Genomic DNA, 20,130 nt, shown 5'->3' on the forward strand with positions numbered 1-20,130 from the left:
GCCTCGACGCCCAGTTCGACGTGCAGGGCTGGACGATCACCGAGAAGTTCCGCTTCGCCGACATCGGCGGCAGCAACCGGACCATCCGCCCCATCGCCGTGGCCCCGGCCGCCACGCTCGCGGTCACCTACGGTGGTCCGGGCGGCGTCCTCAGCTACGCCACTGGCCCGCAAGCCGGCCAGACGATCGCCAGCCCGGCCGCGCTCAACGGCAACGGCCTGCTGACCAACTCGCTGCAGCTCGACACCAAGATCAAGAGCCTCGACAACGCCGCCAACGACATCCGCGCCAGCCGCGTATGGGACATCGGCGGCGGCGACCTGACCACCACGGTCGGCTTCTACAAGTCGTCGCAGGACTACTCGACCTACCTGTCGTTCCTGAACGTCCTGGCGGGCGTCGCCGGCGACGGCCAGGCCACCCTGATCAACGTCTCGACAGCGGCGGGCGTCCCGTTCACCCAGGACGGCTACCTCGCCTACGGTCTCGGCAACACCTTCCACCGCAGCTACGACATGAACTACGGCGTCAATGCGCCGTACGCCTCGATCAACTACCACGTCGGCAAAATCGCCGTGGGCGGCAGCCTGCGCTACGACATGGGCAACGTGAAGGGCACGCTCTACGGCGCCGAACTCGGCGGCGGCCGGGTGGGCCAGACCTCGTTCGACATCAACCGCAACGGCGTGATCTCCACCGCGGAAACCAAGGTGGCCCTCCTGCCGCTGGGCCAGCCTGGCCACGTCGACTACGACTACCACTACCTGAGCTACTCGGCCGGCGTGAACTATCGCGTCGCCGAGCAACTGGCGGTGTTCGGTCGCTACAGCCGCGGCGGTCGCGCCTCGGCCGACAAGATCCTGTTCACCCCGGCGGTCAACTACAACACCGGCAAGCTGGTCAACTCGGACAGCGGCTACGACACCGTCAAGCAGGCCGAACTCGGCCTGAAGTACCGGGCCGGCGGCGTGACCTTCAACGTCACGGGCTTCTCGGCGCGGACCGGCGAACGGAACACCCAGATCGTCAGCGGCGCCGACGGCTCCGCCTCGGTCCTGAACATCGTTCGCGGCTACAAGGCCAAGGGTGTCGAACTCGAGGCCGGCGTCCGCCACGGTCCGTTCAGCGTCACCGCCGGCGCCACCTACACCGACGCGAAGATCTCCAGCGACGCCACGAACGCCGCGCTGATCGGCAACACGCCGCGTCACCAGGCCGACTTCATCTACGCGGTGACCCCGCAGGTGGAGCTCGATTACGCCACGTTCGGTGTGAACGTGATCGGCACCACCAGCAGCTACGCGCAGGACGTCAACCTGCTGAAGCTGCCGGCCTACACGCTGGTGAACGCCTTCGTGCAGGTGCGCCCGGCCGAACGGGTGCAGTTGATGCTCAACGTCAACAACCTGTTCAACAAGTTCGCGCTCTCGGACGTCGAGCAGGGCACGATCCCCGCCAGCGGCGTCGTCCTGGGCCGCGCGTACAACGGCCGCACGGTGTCCGCGACCCTGCGCTACGACTTCTAATCGAGACCCCAACCGGGGAGCTGGGACGCGCAGGCGCCCCGGCCCCTCGGCCCTCCCCTGTGGCCGGAGCGCTCCCGCGTTCCGGCCACAATTCTTTTCGGCCTCCGAACGCCCGGCCATCGATCCGAAGGGGGCGTTCGAACCGGCCCCTGTCCAGCGATCCCGAACGCGCCAAAACGGCAAACTGCCCGCGGCGCCAGCGCCCGGAGTTTCAGGAGGCCCGCCACCGCGATCTATGCAAGGACGACGCCTCGGGTCGCGCCGGCGCCGCTCGCCGGCTGGTGGGCCCGGCAGGACTCACGGATATCTGTTGTTATTAGTGAAATTCCAAATTCCGGAATTTACTACCCACAGCGGTACCATGGGTCCTTTTTTTACAACGTCCACGAACCCGCGTTGCATTTGCGGTATTTGGATACCGCCCCAATCTCCTCCCGTTGGGCGATGCGATTTCCCGCTGTGAAGACAAACTCAGGAGAGCGCTGGCGCGGGCGGCGAATGCGCCTTGAACCGCTGACTGACGTACTCCGTGATTGCGTTGCCACTCAATTCAGCGGTCGCGTTGCCACCTCTCACGTAAAACCGCTGTACCTGACCGTCTTTCACGAAGGCGGCTCGCGGGCCGCGTTCGCAGCGCACAACCAATACCCGTTGGCCTCGGCTGTCTTCAAAGCGGGGGTGGACATAGGGAAGGAAAACGTCACCCAGGCGTTCCCTAATCAGGTTCACGAGATGAAGGCTCATCTTGTCTTCATTCGGAAAACGGTCGGCATCAAGGCCGAGGACTTCCCCGTCATCGTCGACGCCGATGAGGAGGGTGCCGCCCTTAGCGTTCAAGAACCCTGCGATGGTCTTTAGTGCGGAGAGGTGAATCTTCTCATCGACCTGGCCAGTGTGTAGGTTCACGCGAAGTGTCGATTTGAATTCCGTGGCGCCGTGCTCGCCCTGCGCAATCAGCGCGCTGACGTCTACCGGTGCAGGTTCGGCCGCCTCCGCCACGCCCGTCAGCTTGAGCCATGCCGTCTTGACAACCTGGGCCATCCTCGCCCGTCGCTCGACGAGGAACATCTCATACGGAAGGTCCCACCAGAGCGGTGGAAGCGCGTGCCAGAAGTACATTCGTTCGCGACGATCGGCCGTGAGGGCTGCATCCAACGGTGGGACATAGCTGGCCGGGGGCTTTTTCCCGATCCGGATGTTCTCCGGCCATTCGACCGGTGCGAAGTTCGCGATCTGGTTGATCTGCTTGAAGTCCTTCACCCCCACATCTTCGAGGTAGCCACGGGGGAAGAGGTGGTGTTGTTCCAGTGCCGCCTTGGTCCCTGCGATTGATGGGTCGGCAAGGCTTGTGAATTTAGCGGGGCTGTACAGCCCTGTAGCGTCGAGCAACGCAAGAGATGCCTGGTACGCAAACAGCGAGGGGCTCCTCGAAGCGGAGGTTGCAAGCTGCTGCGGTAACGTTATGTCCCAATAATCACCCGTGAGCGTCGTCCGGCAGATTTCGCGAAGCTTCTCGAGGTACGCCTCACCATCGGAGAGATCTCGAATCAGTGAAAGGTCAGACTCGAACCTCGTTTCTGGAGAGCTAGTGTAACGACCGGTCAGAGCCGCCATGAAGAAGAACTCTGCGATGGCCTGACGCACCCTCGCCTTCTCAAGGCCGAATTCGGTCACTCCGATCAGATAGAGCACATAGCTGAATATGATCGCCGCCTCTGAGCTGATCATCTTCGCACCCAGATAGCCCGCTAGTTTGAGGCCGCTCAGAAAGTGGTGCCACGTGGCAAGGTTGAGCGCGGCGGCCTGCCCTTTCCGCATGAGAGCGAACTGCTCGTCCCGCTTTTCTGGGTTGTCCAACCCTGTCTTAGCGTCGCGACCGCGGAGGGCGCTGTAGACGTTTTCGAGACGAGCGCGCTTCAACGAAAGCCCGACCGTTGCTCTGAGCATCTGGTCGGGTGACGGCTTGATAAAGTGGTTGAAGGGGGACGGCGCACCATCACTCGGTCGCGTCGCGGAAGCGGCGAACGCTTCGAGCTCCGATCTGCCCTCATCCCAGAACACCGACATCAGGGTGAGCACGAAGTCGGCCTGGTTCAACTTCTTGCCGGAGCCATTGATGCGGACAAACACCTCCGCGATCGTTTCGGCGTCGACGGACGAAGCCAGCTCCAACGCCACGAATTGGTACTGCGGCAGATTATGTAGCTTGCTGATGGCCTCCTCGATCTGCTCCGCATCTGCTGAGCTGAGTTCGCGGGTCGTGGCGAGGTCTTGAATGAACTGCCGCGCGAAGGCGATCAGCCGCGTCCCTGGGCTCCAGAGAACTGAAATGTCGGGGATGTAGGCCTTGTCCTTCCGGATCGCAGCATCAGCTACGTCAAAGCGCTCAGACAGCGGATTGAACGCGATCTGGATGCGCTCGCGCCGGAAGTCGGCTCGCAGGACTTCCGCGCCTTTGACGACCGCATAGAGGGAAGTGAGGCGCTGTTGACCATCGACAATCGCCAATCGGGGAACGACGTTGGCGTTCTTCGTTCCGATGCCCCTTAGCCCCCCGTCGACGCCGGTATCCCAGAATAGGAGGAAGCCCGCTGGATAGCCGCGATAGAGGGAGTCGAAGAGGTCGCGGACGTTTACGTTAGGCCATACGAACGGGCGCTGAAGCTCTGGTAGTCCGATCTTGCCAAGATCGATGTCCTCAATCAGCGCGCTGATCGGGTAATTCGTAGTCGTGAAAAGCGCCACCCCTGCCACCTCCGTTCAATGATCCACTGGCAGTCAGTCCGGCCGCCTAGCGGTGGATGACGCCCCCCACGACGGCCCCCGCAAATGCCAGTACGGCCGCTGCCAGAGGCACCCACCAAGTGCTCGCCTTTCTGTGCTCAAGAGCGCTTTCGTGAAGGCGAATGGCCACACCGATCAATTGGGTGAGTTCGCTGGGTTCCAGGGGGCGTCGTCCCACAGGGTCCCTTGATGTCTTCTCAACGTAGTGATCCGGGAAGGTCTCCTTCAGGTCACGCACATCGAAGCTGCGCGGGAACTGTCGACGCCAGACCAGCGAATAGTCAGCCTCCGTAGATGCGCGCCGGAAGAACTCTGGATGTTCCTCGAATATGCTCTTCCAAAAGGACCCTCGGTCCTTATTGCCTGAAATTCGATCCGACCACTCCGCGGCAGTCTGCTTGTAGAACGGGTATGTGCCCATCGCGGTAAGTGCAGCGATGACGTGCTCAAGTCGGCGCTCCTCGAGATACGGGTTCTTCACAGGACCGGCTCCGCCTCGTCCTGCCGGCCCCGAAGCGCTTCGTAGAGCTGCGCCGGGCCCAGGAGGATTGACTTCAACCCCGCTCGCACCTTTGCCGAGTCCAGCGCCTGGCGGCTCATCGTCTGGTGGGCTTCCAGGGCGTCCATCACGGCGTCCAGGATGGCCTCATCCAGGGTGGGGGAGCTCGAGAACTGGGCCTTGGTGTTGTTCTTCGCCTGGGTCGCTAGGGCGTCGGACTCCAGCAGCTTCCCCTTGATCACATTGTTCACATAGACGAGGCGGTCGTCCTCGGTGAGCTCGCCCTCGAAGAGGTCGTTCACCTTGGCGATGATCTCGGCCAGCAGGGCCTTCTGCTTGTCCTGCACCGCGCCCGAGCCGACGTCGCCCACGGGGGCGATCTTGGGCGTCTCGCCCTCGCCGAGCGCGAAGCGCTGCTTGCCCTGGCTCTTGAGCGTGTGGTGCGTAAGCACGAGCTGCGAGACGTCCACCGTGTCCCGCTCCCGGCCGAACTCCAGCAGCCGGATCAGGTGCTTGAAGAACAGGAAGCGCTTCTCGATCTCGGTCGAGCCGTAGTCGAAGATCTGGGACAGGAAGGTGTAGACGCGCACGAACGTCGCCATGTCCCCCTTGAAGAGCACCAGCGCGTCCATCTCGTCCTTGGCGGCCTTCGCGTCCTTCTCGTCCTCCAACTCGACCGCGGCCACCCAACGCGCCTTCGCCGCCGCGTAGAGCTTCAGCAGGCGGTCGGCGACGGGCTCCATGGCGGCTACGAGGTCGCCCTGGGTGGACTTGGGGTTCATCAGCACGGCGGCCACGCGGTCTACCTCGTAGGCGTCGTAATGGCCGGCGGAGTCTAGCTTGGCGCGCAGGTCGAAGATCAGGTTCGGGTCGGTCGTCGCCTCCAACTCGGCCGTCTCGTAGTAGGTCTTAAAGGCCGCCAGCACGTCTTCCGAGCTGTTCACGAAGTCGAGGACGTAGGTCGTGTCCTTGCCCGGATGGGCGCGGTTGAGGCGGGAGAGCGTCTGCACCGCCTGAATGCCCGCCAGCTTCCGATCCACGTACATGCCGCAGAGCAGCGGCTGATCGAACCCGGTCTGGAACTTGTTCGCCACCAGCAGGAGGTGGAACTCGTCGCCCTTGAAGGCGTCGCGGATGTCTCGGCCCTTCAAGCCTGGGTTCAGGGCGGCGCTCGTCTCGCTGAAGGGCTCCGGCCCCGACTCCGGGTCGTTCACCTCGCCCGAGAACGCCACCAGCGTGCCCAGGCCATAGCCCTGCTCCTTGATGTAGCGGTCGATGGCGAGCTTCCACCGCACCGCCTCCTGACGGCTGGCGAGCACCACCATCGCCTTGGCCTTGCCGTCGAGCAGCGGGGCCACGTTCTCGCGGAAGTGCTCGACCACGATCTGGACGCGCTGGGCGATGTTCCACGGGTGCAGCCGCACCCAGCGCATGATCGCCTTGGTGGCGGCGCTGCGCTCGACCTGGACCTCGTCCAGCTCCTTGCCGTCGTGGGCCAGTTTGAAGGCCAGTTTGTAGGGCGTGTAGTTCTTCAGGACGTCGAGGATGAACTTCTCCTCGATGGCCTGGCGCATCGAGTAGACGTGGAACGGCGCGGGCAACCCGTCGGGTCCAGGGCGACCGAAGAGCTGAAGCGTCTTGGCCTTCGGCGTCGCCGTGAAGGCGACGTAGGTGATGCCCTTGTCGCTGGCGCGGGCGGCCATCTGGGCGGCCAGGATGTCCTCGCCGGACATCTCGCCACCGTCCATCAGCTCGGCGATCTCCTCGGGCGACAGCACCTCCTTCAGCTTCGCTGCGGCCTCGCCCGTCTGGCTGGAGTGGGCCTCGTCGGCGATCACGGCGAACCGCTTGCCCTGCGTCGCCGCCAGCTCCCGCACGGCGGCCAGGGCGGTGGGGAAGGACTGGATGGTGCAGACGATGATCTTCTTGCCGGCCGCCAGCGCCTTGGCGAGCTGCCCGCCCTTCGCGCCGCCTTCGTTCTTGATCGTTTCGACCACGCCCTGGGTGCGCTCGAAGTCGAAGATCGCCTCCTGGAGCTGGCCGTCGATCACGCGGCGGTCGGAGACGACGATCACCGTCGAGAACAGCTTCTCGTCGTTGGCGTCGTGCAGCTCGGAGAGGAAGTGCGCCGACCACGCAATGGAGTTGGTCTTACCCGACCCGGCCGAGTGCTGGATGAGGAACCGCCCGCCCGCGCCCTCCGCGAGCACCTGCGCCTGGAGCTTCCGGGTGGCGTCGAGCTGGTGGTAGCGCGGGAAGAGAATGCGGGTGATCCGCTTCTTCTCGTCCTTCTGGGTGACGAGGTAGCGGCCGATGATCTCCAGCCAGCTGTCGCGCTGCCAGACCTCTTCCCAGAGGTAGCTCGTCGGGTGGCCGAAGGGCGGTGTCGGGTTGCCGGCCCCGCCCTCGTCGCCCTGGTTGAACGGCAGGAAAGTGGTCTTCGGGCCCTCCAGCTTGGTCGTCATCATCACGTCGCGGTTCGACACCGCGAAGTGGACAAGCGCGCCGGAGGGGAAGGAGAGCAGCGGCTCGGCCTTGCCGCCCTTGGGGTGGGGCAAGCGGTCGAACTTGTATTGGTCCACCGCGTCGCCGACGCTCTGGGTGAAGTCCGTCTTCAGCTCGACGGTGGCGAGCGGGATGCCGTTCAGGAAGAGGACGAGGTCGAGGCAGTTCTCATTGGCCGTCGAGTAGCGCACCTGGCGGACCACGCGCAGCCGGTTGGCGGCGTAGCGGCCCACGATGTCGGGGTTCATCCGCATGGCCGGCCGGAACTGCGCCACCTGGAGCGCGCCCCGCACGCCGATCATCTCGACGCCGTTGCGGATCACGTCCAGCGTGCCGCGGTCGTCCAGGGACTTTCGCACGCGGTCCAGCAGGGTGGCCTCAGCGGCGGCCCCGTGGGACTTCTGCAGCGCCTCCCAGGCCTTCGGCTGGGTCTCCTGCACCCAGGCGATCAGGTCGGCCGGGAAGAGTGCGCGGGCGCGGTCGTAGGCCTGCGCGTCCCCGAGCCGATAGAGCCAGCCGTTCGCCGCGAGGACCGTGCAGACCTCGTCCTCGAAGCTCACCTCCTGATGCAGCGCCTCCATGACCGCCTCAAGCCGGTTCCAGCTTGGCCGGCGTGGCCGCTGACTCGCGCACGTCGATCTTGCCGGTCACGGCGGCGGAGATCAGTGCGGCGCGACGCTCCTGGAGGAGAGAAACGCAGTCTGCCGCGCCACCGAGGAGCGTATCAATCTTCTCCGTCGCCCGCCGGAGAACAGATGCGATCTGCTTCGCCTCCTCCAGAGGTGGCGTGGGGACTAAGAAGTTGAGCGCGTGGCTGATGTTGAACTGTTCCTGGGCGGCTCCGTATTGGACTACCTCAACTTGGAACCGGACCACACGTGAGTTCATCGCGTAGCTCAGCCATTCAGAGGGCCACGGCCCTTGCCTCACCAGCATGACAGACGCGCAGTTGCCGCCCTCGCATTGCGGCGGGATCACTGCTGTCACACCGGGCGCGCCTACCCTCACCGTCACCAGATCGCCGGCCCGGAGCGCCGTCTTGCCTTGGCTCGCACTAACTTCCGGAGCAATCCGGCGAGCGGTCTCCCATTCGATCTGCCCCTCCTTAATGTCCGCTCCGTAGAGGAACGGTAGGCCCTCGTCAGAGACGTACTCGCTTGGGTTCACAACAATCCCCACCGTGATCGATGGTGAGAGGTGCTTCAGCCGCTTCATCGTCCAATGCGACGGCACTGGGCCAAGCCATTCGACACCTGAGTCCTTGATCGGGGCGGTGGGGTCGAGGCCTTTGGTGATGGCGTGGGAGATGACGGCCTGCCGCTTCTCCTTGAGCAGCTCGATGAGCCGGCACTGCTCTTCCACCAGCGCGTCGATCTTGGCCGTTTCCCGGTCGAGGAAGACGGCGATTGCTCTCTGCTCCAGTTCGGGAGGCGTGGGCACGAGCAGGTTGTCGAGCGCGTATTGGCCGAGCCCGACGCGGGTTAGGCCGTTTGCCCGCACGGCCACTGACGCCTTTGCGAAGTGGCTGTCGAAGAACCGCTTGATGAAGGCGCCTTCCACGCGGGCTTGCGGCCGCAGTAGAGCAAGATGATAGCCGCAAACCACGCCGGGCATCGTCGCCGGCACATGGGCCGATATCGCGATGTCATCCGCGGTCTCCGAGTCCTTCGTAACGATCACGTCCCCAGCGCGGAGGCCAAAGCGTTCAATCTGTTCGGCTGTCGCCGTCGCTTCCATCAGCTCCAGTGCAGGGGTGATCTGCTCTCCGTAGTACACGTCAGTGTAGTTGCAGATGCGAACCTGCTCTTGGCCGTCATAGCTCTTCTTGTCGACGTTGCTCGGTCGAACGTCGCAGAGGCGCTTGAGCCGCTCGACCTTCCAGTGGTCGGGGAGCTTGCCCAGCCACTCCACTCCGCTCTCGCGGTAGCTGCCATAGCGCCGGAGGCTCACGCCGCCAGCTCCGCGATCATCGCCTTGATGCGATCGGTTACCAGCTTCAGGTCGGCGTCGATCTCCTCCAGCGGTCGCGGCGGCTCGAAGACGTAGAACTGGCGATTGAAGGGAATCTCGTAGCCCACTTTGGTCTTGCCGTGGTCGATCCAGGCGTCCGGAGCGTGGGGCTTCACCTCGCGTGCGAAGTAGGCCTCCACGTCCTCCGCTAACGGGACGTTCTCAGTGTCGCGGAGCGCGCTGTCCGGCTGCGGCCTGCCCTTGTTCCTGCCCTTCTCGAACAGCACCGGGCGGCCGAGGTCGTCCAGCAAGGGCCGCTCGACGGTGATGGCGCGGTAGCCGAAGGCGGCGTTCGGCAGGATGCGCGACAGGGGCGCGAGCTTGACCCTGCCGCCCCCGGGTGCCTCTGGCGGAGCATCACCGTCGTGGACGGCGACACGCGCCACCTCCTTACCGGCAGCGTCGAGCACCACCGCGACCTCCGCGGCCTCGAAGCGCCCGAACAGCCTGGTGATCTCGTCGATCTCGGCCTGCCCCAGCTCCTTGCGCTTCGAGCCTAGCGACTTGCGCATCTTCCGTCCGAAGCCGGAGCCATCGATGAGCTGCACGAGGCCCTTCCGCGCCGCCGGCTTCCGGTTCGTCACGATCCATACGTAGGTCGCGATGCCGGTGTTGAAGAACATGTCGGTCGGCAGGGCCACGATGGCCTCGACGAGGTCGTTCACCAACAGGTGCCGCCTGATCTCGCTCTCGCCGCTGCCGGCCCCGCCGGTGAACAGGGGCGAGCCGTTCAGCACGATGCCGAACCGGCAGCCTCCCTCCGTTGCCGGACGCATCTTCGACAGCATGTGCAGGAGGAACAGGAGCGACCCGTCCGACACCCGCGGCAGGCCCGGACCGAAGCGGCCGGCGTGGCCCATCTGTTCGTGCTCGCGGCGGACCTCCTTCTCGACCTTCTTCCACTCCACCCCGAACGGCGGGTTCGCCAGCATGTAGTCGAAGGTCTTGCCGCCGTGGCCGTCCTCGCTGAGCGTGTTGCCGAAGGCGATGTTCGACACGTCCTGACCCTTGATCAGCATGTCGGCCTTGCAGATCGCGTAGGACTCCGGGTTCAGCTCCTGGCCGAACATGGTGAGCTGGGCGTCCGGATTGCGGCCCTTCAGGTGTTCCTCCGCCACCGACAGCATCCCGCCGGTGCCCGCCGTGGGGTCGTAGATCGTCCGTACGATGCCCGGCTTGGTCAGGGCCTCGTCGTCCTCGATGAACAGCAGGTCGACCATCAGGCGGATCACGTCGCGGGGCGTGAAGTGCTCCCCCGCGGTCTCGTTCGACAGTTCGGCGAACTTACGGATCAGCTCCTCGAACACCAGGCCCATCTGGCTGTTCGACACATGGTCGGGGTGTAGGTCGATGCCCGCGAACTTCTCCGCCACCTGGTAGAGCAGCTTGGTCTTCGCGAGCTTGTCGATCTGAACCGCGAAGTCGAACCGCTCGAAGATGTCGCGCACCTCGGGCGAGAAGCCCTGCACGTAGGACTCCAGGTTCAGCCGCACGTTGGCGGCGTCCCCCATGAGCCGCTTCAGGTCCATCGTCGAGGTGTTGAAGAAGGTCTGCTTGGCCTTGCGCCGCAGGAACGGCTCGGGGTTCACCCCCGCCGCCGACCGCGCCTCCAGCTCGGCCAGCACGTCGGCCTTCGTGGGCGCCAGCACGCAGTCCAGGCGGCGCAGCACGGTGAACGGCAGGATGACCTTGCCATAGTCGGCCGGCTTGTAATCGCCCCGGAGAAGGTCCGCGACGGACCAGATAAAGGCGGAGAGAGACTGCTGATTCACTCGCGGGATCCGAGAAGGTCGTTGATGAGATCTCGGCCTAGCGACGCCTCCTCGATCCATTGCCGCGTTTGCGCGACGTCAGACCAAGGGGCCCCATCGACGACAGCATCACGTAGAGCGGTCAGATAGGCCTCTTTGAGATGCGCAATCCGCTCAGGAAGCTCACGACGTGCGACCTCCGCGTTATGCAGAGCAAGACTGCTCAGTTTGAACTTGTCTTCTTGTTCGAACAAATTGGCCCCTGGTCTCAGTTTGTGCGCTCTAAAATCTCAAACACATCCTCTCCGAACTTCTTCAGCTGATCCGCATCAGTGTTCTGGCGCAGATCGATCGGAATTTTCGTCAGGAATTCGCTGTGGTCCTTCGGACGCTTCCTCAGCAGCTCGTCCAGCATCGACTTCCTGAGGAAGCCGCGGGCGGGATCAGATTCTGGAAAAGAAGCCTTGATCTTGTTCTCGCGGAGATCGATCAGCTCAGCGCGGGCTTGATCCATCGACAAGCCGTTGGACGCCGGCCGCGATCTCAGCGGCGCCATTGGTAGATCAAGAGACGCTTGGGTCGGCGTGGCGCGGGGAGCCACGTCGACAACCGGTCGGGCCGGCGTTCGCGCACGCTGTTCGACCTTTGCCGCGATTAGGCGCTTCAGCTCGGACGAGACGCGGGTGAGCTCGCCCACCGGATCGCGGAACCAGTCCGTGGACCAGATGCGGATGATGTTCCAGCCAAGGTTTTCGAGGATCTCTTGGCGGAGCCGGTCGCGATCGCGCGCCGAGGGCGAGGAGTGGTATGTCGCCCCATCGCATTCGACGGCGGCAATGAATTCATGCGGCGCGTTCGGATCGCGCACGCCAATGTCCAGGAAGAAGTTCGCAACACCGACCTGCGGCACGCATTCGAAGTTCAACTCCTGAAGCCCCTCGATGACGGCGTCTTCGAAGTCGTTGTCAGGGTCGCGATCGCTGATCTTCGGCTCCTCGCCGAGCCGGCCGGTCTCCGCGTAGTCCAGAAACAGTTTGAGGGCGCGAGGCCCGCGGTCGCCGCCTTCTTTCGGAACAATGTCGCTGGCGCGCATAGAGCTGAAGATCTCCATCCGCTCTTTCGCGCGCGTGAAAAGCACATTCAGCCGCCGCCAGCCGGTCTCGAGGTTGATCGGGCCAAAGTTCTGTGGCGTCGGCCCTCCGAGCGTCTTCGGACCATAGGTCATCGAGATGATGATCAGGTCGCGCTCATCGCCTTGCACGTTCTCAAGGTTCTTCACGAAGAAGGGCTCGCCGCGAGTGCTATTCTCTGCCTCGTTCAAGACCTTCGCGAGGGCGGCATCGTCCTTGGCCATTGCCGCGAGCTCGTCGGAGATCCGCTGAGCCTGCTTGATATTCATCGCCACGACGCCGACGGTTCGGCGGCGGTCATTCAGCAGGGCGAGCGCCGCGGCGCGCGCGACGGCACGGGCCTCGACCGGGTTGACCCCCGACGTGGTTATGCCCTGCTCCAGGAAGTGCCAGCCGATCCCGAAGCGACCACCCTGGCCTGAGGGCGATGGGAATACGATCAGGTCGTTCTTGTAGAAATTCCGGTTTGAGAACGCGATGAGTCTCTCGTGTCGTGACCGGTAATGCCAGCGCAGCATTCGGGGCGTGAAGATCGCTTCCGACAATTCAAGAATGCTCTTTGCATCCTCGGCGAGGGTCATCTCCTCGTCCTCGTCGTCCGAGGCGCCGTCGGCGATGCGGTCGAAGAACGACGTGGGCGGCAGCTGCTTTGTGTCTCCCACAATCACCGCCTGGCCGCCACGGGCGAGCGCCCCGATGGCGTCCTCGGGCCTCATCTGGGAGGCTTCGTCCATGATCACCAAGTCAAACTTTAGGGTGCCAGGAGCGATGTACTGAGCGACTGACAAAGGGCCCATCATGAAGCAGGGCTTCAGGGTCTGAAGCGCCTTGCCGGCCCTGTTCACGAGCTGCCTGATAGGGATGTGGCGCTTCTGTTTGGAGAGTTCCGCCCGGATGAGCGCCATATCGGAGAGGTCTGCCTTACGGCCTGAGGACCGCCCTTCCGGCGGTCGCTTTGTCAGGAGCGTTGCGGCGATGTGAGCGCGGCGAAGCTCCATCACTTCTGCATCGAGCGCGGCGTATTCACTTCTGAGCACGTCGAGCGACTTCCCCGACATCTTGAGGAGCGACGGGTTCGCGGCAAAAGCGTCGCGCGCGATCGCGTCGAAGACCAGGAAGTCGAAGGCCAGGGGCAACGCGTCGGTGGCCAGTGTTCCGTCTGCTGCGGCAACGGCGAGCGGTGCTTCGAACTCGACTTCCGCGCTCTTCAATGCGCGATCGAAGTCTAGCCAGCCGGGCAATTTGTCCGCATGTGCGGCTGCCAGCCTTGCCTGCGCGCTCACCCCTTCCAGGTGTGGACGCCCGTCCAAACCGAACCAGTAATCCTGATCCAGGTCCGTCGCCGCGACGAACGCTTGCTCGGCTTGCATCGCCTGCTGCGCCGCATTGGACGATTGCCTGACAACCTCGACCAAGCGGGTCCAGTGTTCCGCGACGTTGGCGACATGGGCCGCCGGCGCAAGTGCTGGCGAAACGAGCTTGTCGACGCCCGCACTCCAGAAAGAGACCGCCGTCTTGTTCTCACCGATGAACTCCGCCGTCTCGAAAGAAGACTTCGTTTTCTCGGTGAAGAGGGTGGCCACTTCGACGAGGGCTTCGCGCGGCGCTTCATGGAGCGTGGAAGCGAGCCGCCCGTCGAGTGAGCCGCGCACAAGCTCGGCCCACTCCGCCATGCGAATATGACTGTCGAGCTTCAGGGAAAGATCGGCGTATTCGTCGCCCAGAACTTCGCTTGCAGCCTTATTTTCCTGGACCGCGCGTAACCCAAGCAAGTGCTGCCGAAGGCGCGACAGGTACGTCGATTTTTGCGCGCCCTTGTCGTTCAGGTGTCCTGGCCGCAAGAGGCTGCCAGCGCCCTGGAGGGCGGCACGCCAACGTTTGCCGAATCGCGCGAACAGCCCCCGTTGGGAAAGCGCTGCAGACCATTCTTCGAGATCATCCACGTGCGCGACGAAGGCAGACTCGCGGAATATCCCGTCGAGCTCGCCCCGCTCCGCATTTAGGGCCTTTAACCGCTCTTGATGCTCAAGCAGCATTGGCAGAACGCCGGCCCCGATCAGCGCCGGGGTTCGGACGTGCAGGTCCGCTACCGGCGCCGCCGCGGCCGCAGCGATCACCGAAAGTCCAGCCCTGGCGCCGTCTGCGGAGCAGGTCAGCTTGATCGCGAGGAGCTCTTCAAGCGCATCTCTCACCTGGTCTGCGTGGACCAGCGCCTCGCGACGCGCAGCGAGTTCGTGGAGCTCACTTTGGGCCGACGCTAAGTCTGAAAGGTCCAGTGGTCTGAGCCACGGATCGGCGAGAGTCTCGGCCAGCGCGTCTATCTTATCTGCCCAATCGATCGCCAACCGGGCGACACGGTCGCTGTCCTGCGGAAAAACCCTGGACGACGATACCCCGGCCCAGACGTGAGAGAAGGCCGACCCCTCGACATCGAGCTGGTCGATCGCGTCGGCGACCTGCGCCAGACGGCCTTTGGCGTCCGCGAAAGCAGCCCAGGTCATGGTGTCAGGGGCCGCAAATTCACTTCGGAGCGTCTCGACGCTTTTGACCTGGGCGCCGAGCTTCCTCCGCGCCTGGCCCGCTTTCATTAGGGCATCGCTGATGGTGAGGTTCGTGAAGCCGGCCGCAGCCTGGCCTACGATGTCGATGTAGGCGCCCAGCTTAAGGCGGCGGTCCGCAAGCCGCGCAAGCGCGCCCTCATATTCCTTCGGTGGCCGAATTCGTGCGCCAGCTTGTATGCGGCTTGCGATATCTTCGACGACCTCTGTCTTCCGCGTTTTGTGGCTATGGAGCTCAAGGCAGAAGTCACCCAAACCAAGCTCGCGCATCCTGCGACGCACGACCTCGAGAGCGGCGAGCTTCTCGGCAACAAAGAGTACCGTCTTTCCCCGCGCGAGCGCCGCTGCGACGAGGTTGGTGATCGTCTGCGACTTGCCCGTACCAGGCGGCCCTTGGATCACTACGTTGCGACCAGAGAGCGCTACCTCAAGAGCCTCACATTGCGAGCTGTCCGCGCGGTCTACGACTTCGAGGGTCAAGTCCCTTGCCTCGGCAGCCTTCGCGGAAGGTTTCGCGTCTGCGCCCCAGGAGGCTCCACCCTCCCCGACCCCATCGAAATCCTCAGGACCTCCTAGGACCTCTTTCACTAGACGACTGTCTGCGAGCGGAGCGAATGACGGCCAGCGCTCGGGGTCGAGGTCGAGGTAGAGAAGTATCTTGCCGAACTCGAACAGGCCCAGCGTTACGTAACGCCGAACCATCCATTCGGGCTTGTGACGCACCGCTCGGGAGACCTTCGTTAGGTAGGCCTCCAAAGCCCTCTCTTCTTCCAGAAGAGGGAGATCGATATTCAACTCTTCGAGCTTCTTTTGAAGCGAGAGGTTTGGTTGCAGCTCCTCGCCCGTCCACCTGATCCGTGTACGAAACTGCCCGCCGCGAACTGGCTCCCGTTCCAGTTCCACCGGGAGCATTACCAAAGGGGCTTGATGCGGCTTCGACGTCTGCTGGTCGCGCCACTCGAGAAATCCGAAGGCGAGGTACAGCATGTTCGCGCCGCTTTCCTCGATGGCGGTGCGCGCCGCTGAACGGATCTTACGTAGCCGAGCGTCCAGATCGTCAGGATAGTGGAGCGTCTGGATCTTCCTGTCGGAATGGCGCTCAGGTCGCTGGTACGAGTCGGTTTCGACCGGAAGATCGTAGTTCACATTGAACCCAAGATGGCGGGCCCAATTGGGCGCATCGGGTCGAGTCAGAGGCGCGGAGGCGCCGGCCCGAGGTACCTGATCAGGGCGCCGCGCATGATACGCCTCAAGCTCGCGTGGCGTTGGCTCGGGCACGGGTTCAAATGTGAGATTTGCGCCATCTCTGAGCTGTTCAAAGAGCTGATCTGGAAGTTCATCCACGATCCGCATGCACGACGCCTTCGGGTGCCGAAAGCTCAGCATCCGATTGGTCGTCGAAAGATCGAGCAGCTTACGACGAAGTCGCTCAAGCCGCTGCTCAATGAGCCGCTTATCGTCCAATTTCTAATCGCCCCCGACACACCCCTTACTTGCATGGGCGCGCGGGCTCATCCTGGGCTGCACGATGCCTACGCGTCAACTTTTCCGGGGAGCGGCCGCGGGGGGCCGGTGGTGGGCGTAACAGGACCCACACCTCCGCTAAGCCGCGGACATGCTGATGGCAGGTACCAAAACTCTCACCAGCAAAGTGACCGCGTTGCGCCAGCAGCCGACATTGGGGAGCCGGCAAAGCGACCTTGCGTGAGGTTTGAGGCGGATCGGCGATCCAGAGCAGTTGCTTCCGGTGGTTGAGCCCATCGAACAGCCGGTTCAGCGTCGCGGGCGCGTTCTCGAAACCGTGCTGCAGGTCGACGGCGCTGGTCAGTCTGCGCTGCTCGATGAGGGCCCCTAGCACCGCGGTCGCCTCGTGATAGCGCGGCTCGTGGTCGGATGACGAAGCCCCGGATCGACGCGCGCTTCGTGGCGAGGTTGAGAAGAAAGCGTAACCCTTCTGCTCGCGCGGGTCGCGGTCGTGGGTAGAGATCGTACACACATAACGGTGCGACCCGGAGTGCGGGGCTCATGATCGCCGCCTCGAGGCCTCCCGAACCGGCGGGCCAAGATGCCATCCTAGACGCGGCGCCAAAGGCTGGCGAGCTGGCGGCAGCGTGACCCCCGAACCCAAAGCCCGTCGCGAGCGCGACCGGGCCTAGAGATCGGGTACGATCCGCAAGCGCCCCTTTGGCCGCGGGAACTTCACCGAGCGCCTCTGGGCCGGCGTGAACGCCTTCTCGGCCGCCACCAGAGCGTCGAGATGATCTGCGATCTTCACCCGCGCGTCCCGCGGGATCATGTCGTCGTACGACTTTGCCCCTGGAGAGTAGTGTCGATACCACTTGCTGTACTGGGGCCAAGCGGCGGCGAAGTCGCGCACCAGGTCGGCCAGGTGCTCGTAGGCGACCACGGTCCGCCGATAGCGGTGCTCATCGAAGTTGAAGGACGTGCAGATCTCACGTCCGGCCTCGCCGCCCCGCGCCATGAGCTCCTCGGACAGCTCAACCGGCATGTTGAGGTTCAGGCCACCCTCATCCTTGTCGAGCCGGATCCGCACCACGCGTTGGCGTTGACCGGGCATCACGCTCATCATCTCGTCCTGCCAATCCTTCGCCGCGCCAAGGATCGCGCCGACAAAGCCGCCTACCCCCTCGAAGCTGCGGATCGGCGAGAAGGCACCATCCGCGGGGGCTTGCGGCATGCTGATGAGAGGCGCTGTGGGGCTATGAAGGGCGTCCAGGCTGAGCGCAAAGGTCGGCCGCTCCGGGAACAGGCGGTCGAAGAAGTGCACCGGGAAGTTGCTGGTGATGCCACCATCCGAAAAGAGGATGCGGCGAATAGGCGGCTTCGTCTTGGGCGGCAGCTCATTGCGCGCCGCGGCTCCCACGTCGGCCATGTGCATCGGGACCGCCCGAATCAGGATCGGGAAGCTCAAGCTCATCCGCACGCCCACCACGACGGGCAGATCAAGATCTGGCGGCGCTTGTCGCAGGTCTGGTGTTTCCGGCGGTGGGTTCGGCAGCGCGGGGCAGCGCGCGTCGTCGAGCAACCAGCCCAACACCGCATCCGGGAAGAGCTTGGCCCACTCCTTCGGCGAGAACAGCAGCTTCAAACCAAAATGGGGGACGGCGTGCGGTCGTCCCAACGATAGGTTTGTCACCATCATCTCGAGCTGAATGGCCTTCTCGCCCCGCTTGATCGCGTCAGGCATCAAGCCGACTTCCGCCAGGTCGCGGAAGGTCAACGGCTGCGTGCGCCCAGCGGGGCCGAAGGCGATGATCTGCAACGAGTCGTAGATCCATTCGGTCAGGGCCTCTTGCGTTGAGCCGTCCGGGCGCATCCCGCTGCACAGGCCGAAATCATGCGCCGGGAGATCGTGAATGATCACCTTGGCGAGGTGACGGCCCAGCACCACCACAGCGCCGATGGACGCGGCGAGCAGCGCGCCAACCAGCCAAATTAGCCCCGCGCCCCAGCTCCAGGCGAAGGCGAGCGGCAGCGCGGTCAGCAGGAAGAAAGCAAAGACGCCGACGCCCGCCCCGACGCGCAGCGGAAGCCCCAGAGCGCGAAGCACTCGCCCCCTCCGTCCCGTTTTGTCGCCGGTCGCCGCCAACGCGGCCTTCATCACCAGCTCGAATGGCGGGTCAGGTTGGAAGAGGCTCGCGAGCTTTTGCGGCAGATCGTTGATGCGATCCTCGAAGCGCACGAAGGCGTCCTTGTCGCCCGTCTGCCGCGCGTACTCGCCCGCCGCCGCAAACGCCGCTGCGATCGCGCCGGCCGAGGCCCCGCCGATGGAGCGGAAGCGATAGCTGCCGGCGAGCTCGAGAATGGCATAGGGATAGACCACGCCGGAGGTGATCCCGCCTTTCATGACGAGATCGCACTCCTTCAACTCTGCCGCCATAGCGTCCCCCTATTCGCCGCGCACGGCCGCGTCTTGCACCCTCAGGTCTGTTTCAAATCCACCGCGCACGACGCGGCGCCGCAGCTGTGTTGCGGCAGCCTCGGCTGCGCCACCCATCCGAGGCCGATGTGGCCGAGGCCGGGCCGCAGCGCGACCGTCTCGATCTCGAGGCCCGTCCGGGCCCCCTGGCTCTTATGGGGCCAGCCCTGGCTGTGATGGTTCTTCTGCGTGACCGGGCGAGGATGTTGGAAGGTGTTGTTCTGGCCGAAGGAATAAGCTGTGCGCGCGCCCGGCAGCTGCAAGCCCGTCGGCACCGCGCTGCTCTTCATGTCCGCGCCGTGGTGGGGCGCGACAACGGACGTGTAGTCCCGCCCAGTCGCGCCCGGCACCGCGGTGTAACGCGCATCCCCAGTCAGCAGAATGGGCTCCTGGCCTTGCGGTCCGACCACCTCCAGCGCCAGGCCTGAGTGGTTGCGCCCCGAGCCGGTGCACTTGCGGATCGTGACCTTGCCCACCCTGACGTCCGGCAAGGATGCTGGCCACACCCACAGCTTGTTGGCCGACGCCAGCCCGCTGGCGAAGGTCGTGTGGACAGCGCCCAGCGATTGGTTGGGCACGATCCAGTCCAGTGTCTGAGCGGTCGGGAAGGTGTTGCCCGACGACCAGTGGTCCCAGTCCCAATGAGAGAGGACCACCGGGGGCGCTTGCGCATAGCAGAAGTCGGTCAGCCAGCTGGCCGGGAAGCTGCTGGTGTTGGCCAGCACCGCGCCACCAAGGTCAAAATACGCCAGTGGCGTCGCCGTCGAGTCGCAGAGGCCATTGGCGCCGCCTTGGCCGACGTCATAAACCCCCACCCACTCGATCGTACCGGTGAGGTTCGCCAAGACCTGTTCGATCTCGTCCTGGGTCGCCTCGTAGTCATGCAAAGAGAACGCGGCCGACAACTGCGCCGCGACCGGGTCGGAGACGCGCCGCGCATTGACCTGCACCCAACGGCCTTCGCCATAGAGGTTGAAATAGAGGTTCGCGTCGGCGGCGCCCGGCTGGAGCCAAAACTCGAACCACGTCGGCGGCGGCTCGACCGGGTCCTCCAGCTTCTCAGGCCGCCCGCGAAACGCGCGGGGCGTCCAACCCGCCCAGCGCTCGAACTTGCGCGCGACGGCGTCCTTCAGCTCGATCACATAGATCGGCGCTTTTGGCGCGAACTCGGCCCATTGCCGTACGCCCTCAGGCTTGCGCCGCAGGTCGTCGAAGAAATCCGCAGACACCGCCTCAAAAAACAGATGACCGCCAGACGCCTGGTCGAACAGCGCGTAGTAGCGCCTCGGCGCCTCCGGCTCGAACTCCGGCCGGCGCTGTAAGAAGAGGTTCTGATCCGCCATCACCGCCCCCGGCCTGCGCAAGGCCAACTATAGCGTGTCGCTGAGCCATATACAGCTCGCCTATGCACGCGCCGTTCGAGCTCA

Annotated in this window: 10 protein-coding genes; 1 reads left to right on the top strand and 9 read right to left on the bottom strand. The window is 64.2% G+C overall.

From position 1 onward, the window contains the following. On the top strand, positions 1-1,526 hold a 1,526-nt coding region (locus Q0L11_RS08230; protein WP_296596598.1), incomplete at its 5' end, for a TonB-dependent receptor. A gap of 471 nt (positions 1,527-1,997) precedes the next feature. Here Q0L11_RS08230 and Q0L11_RS08235 read toward each other — a convergent pair. The 9 genes from Q0L11_RS08235 to Q0L11_RS08275 all read right to left on the bottom strand — a co-directional run bounded on the left by Q0L11_RS08235 (position 1,998) and on the right by Q0L11_RS08275 (position 20,046). After that, the gene (locus tag Q0L11_RS08235) at positions 1,998-4,271 is read right to left on the bottom strand and encodes a DUF262 domain-containing protein (RefSeq protein ID WP_296596599.1); all 2,274 of its coding nucleotides are present in this window, start codon (positions 4,269-4,271) and stop codon (positions 1,998-2,000) included. Between the two features lie 46 nt (positions 4,272-4,317). Further along, a complete protein-coding gene (locus tag Q0L11_RS08240; RefSeq protein ID WP_296596601.1) occupies positions 4,318-4,791 on the bottom strand; it encodes a hypothetical protein in 474 nt (157 codons plus the stop codon). Then, entirely contained in the window at positions 4,788-7,895 is a 3,108-nt protein-coding gene (locus tag Q0L11_RS08245) for a type I restriction endonuclease (protein ID WP_296596603.1), read from the bottom strand. The genes Q0L11_RS08240 and Q0L11_RS08245 overlap by 4 nt, the downstream gene beginning before the upstream one ends. Before the next feature lie 7 nt (positions 7,896-7,902). Continuing rightward, positions 7,903-9,264, bottom strand: a complete 1,362-nt coding sequence (locus Q0L11_RS08250; protein ID WP_296596604.1) for a hypothetical protein — start codon at positions 9,262-9,264, stop codon at positions 7,903-7,905. Further along, positions 9,261-11,096, bottom strand: coding sequence for a class I SAM-dependent DNA methyltransferase (locus tag Q0L11_RS08255; protein ID WP_296596605.1), 1,836 nt, complete (start codon positions 11,094-11,096; stop codon positions 9,261-9,263). The genes Q0L11_RS08250 and Q0L11_RS08255 overlap by 4 nt, the downstream gene beginning before the upstream one ends. Continuing rightward, positions 11,093-11,329 (bottom strand): hypothetical protein, encoded by a 237-nt coding sequence (locus Q0L11_RS08260; RefSeq protein WP_296596606.1) that lies wholly within the window; start codon positions 11,327-11,329, stop codon positions 11,093-11,095. Before Q0L11_RS08260 ends, Q0L11_RS08255 begins: the two co-directional genes overlap by 4 nt. Before the next feature lie 14 nt (positions 11,330-11,343). Continuing rightward, positions 11,344-16,227 (bottom strand): DUF4011 domain-containing protein, encoded by a 4,884-nt coding sequence (locus Q0L11_RS08265; protein WP_296596607.1) that lies wholly within the window; start codon positions 16,225-16,227, stop codon positions 11,344-11,346. A 688-nt stretch (positions 16,228-16,915) separates the two neighbouring features. Beyond that, positions 16,916-18,664 carry a patatin-like phospholipase family protein gene (locus Q0L11_RS08270; protein WP_296596608.1) on the bottom strand — a complete coding sequence of 583 codons (1,749 nt, stop codon included), beginning with the start codon at positions 18,662-18,664 and terminating at the stop codon, positions 16,916-16,918. A gap of 41 nt (positions 18,665-18,705) precedes the next feature. Next, entirely contained in the window at positions 18,706-20,046 is a 1,341-nt protein-coding gene (locus Q0L11_RS08275) for a hypothetical protein (protein WP_296596610.1), read from the bottom strand. Positions 20,047-20,130 lie beyond the last annotated feature (84 nt).

Origin of the sequence: Phenylobacterium sp. (assembly GCF_024508875.1) — a bacterium.
Classification (GTDB): Bacteria; Pseudomonadota; Alphaproteobacteria; order Caulobacterales; family Caulobacteraceae; genus Phenylobacterium.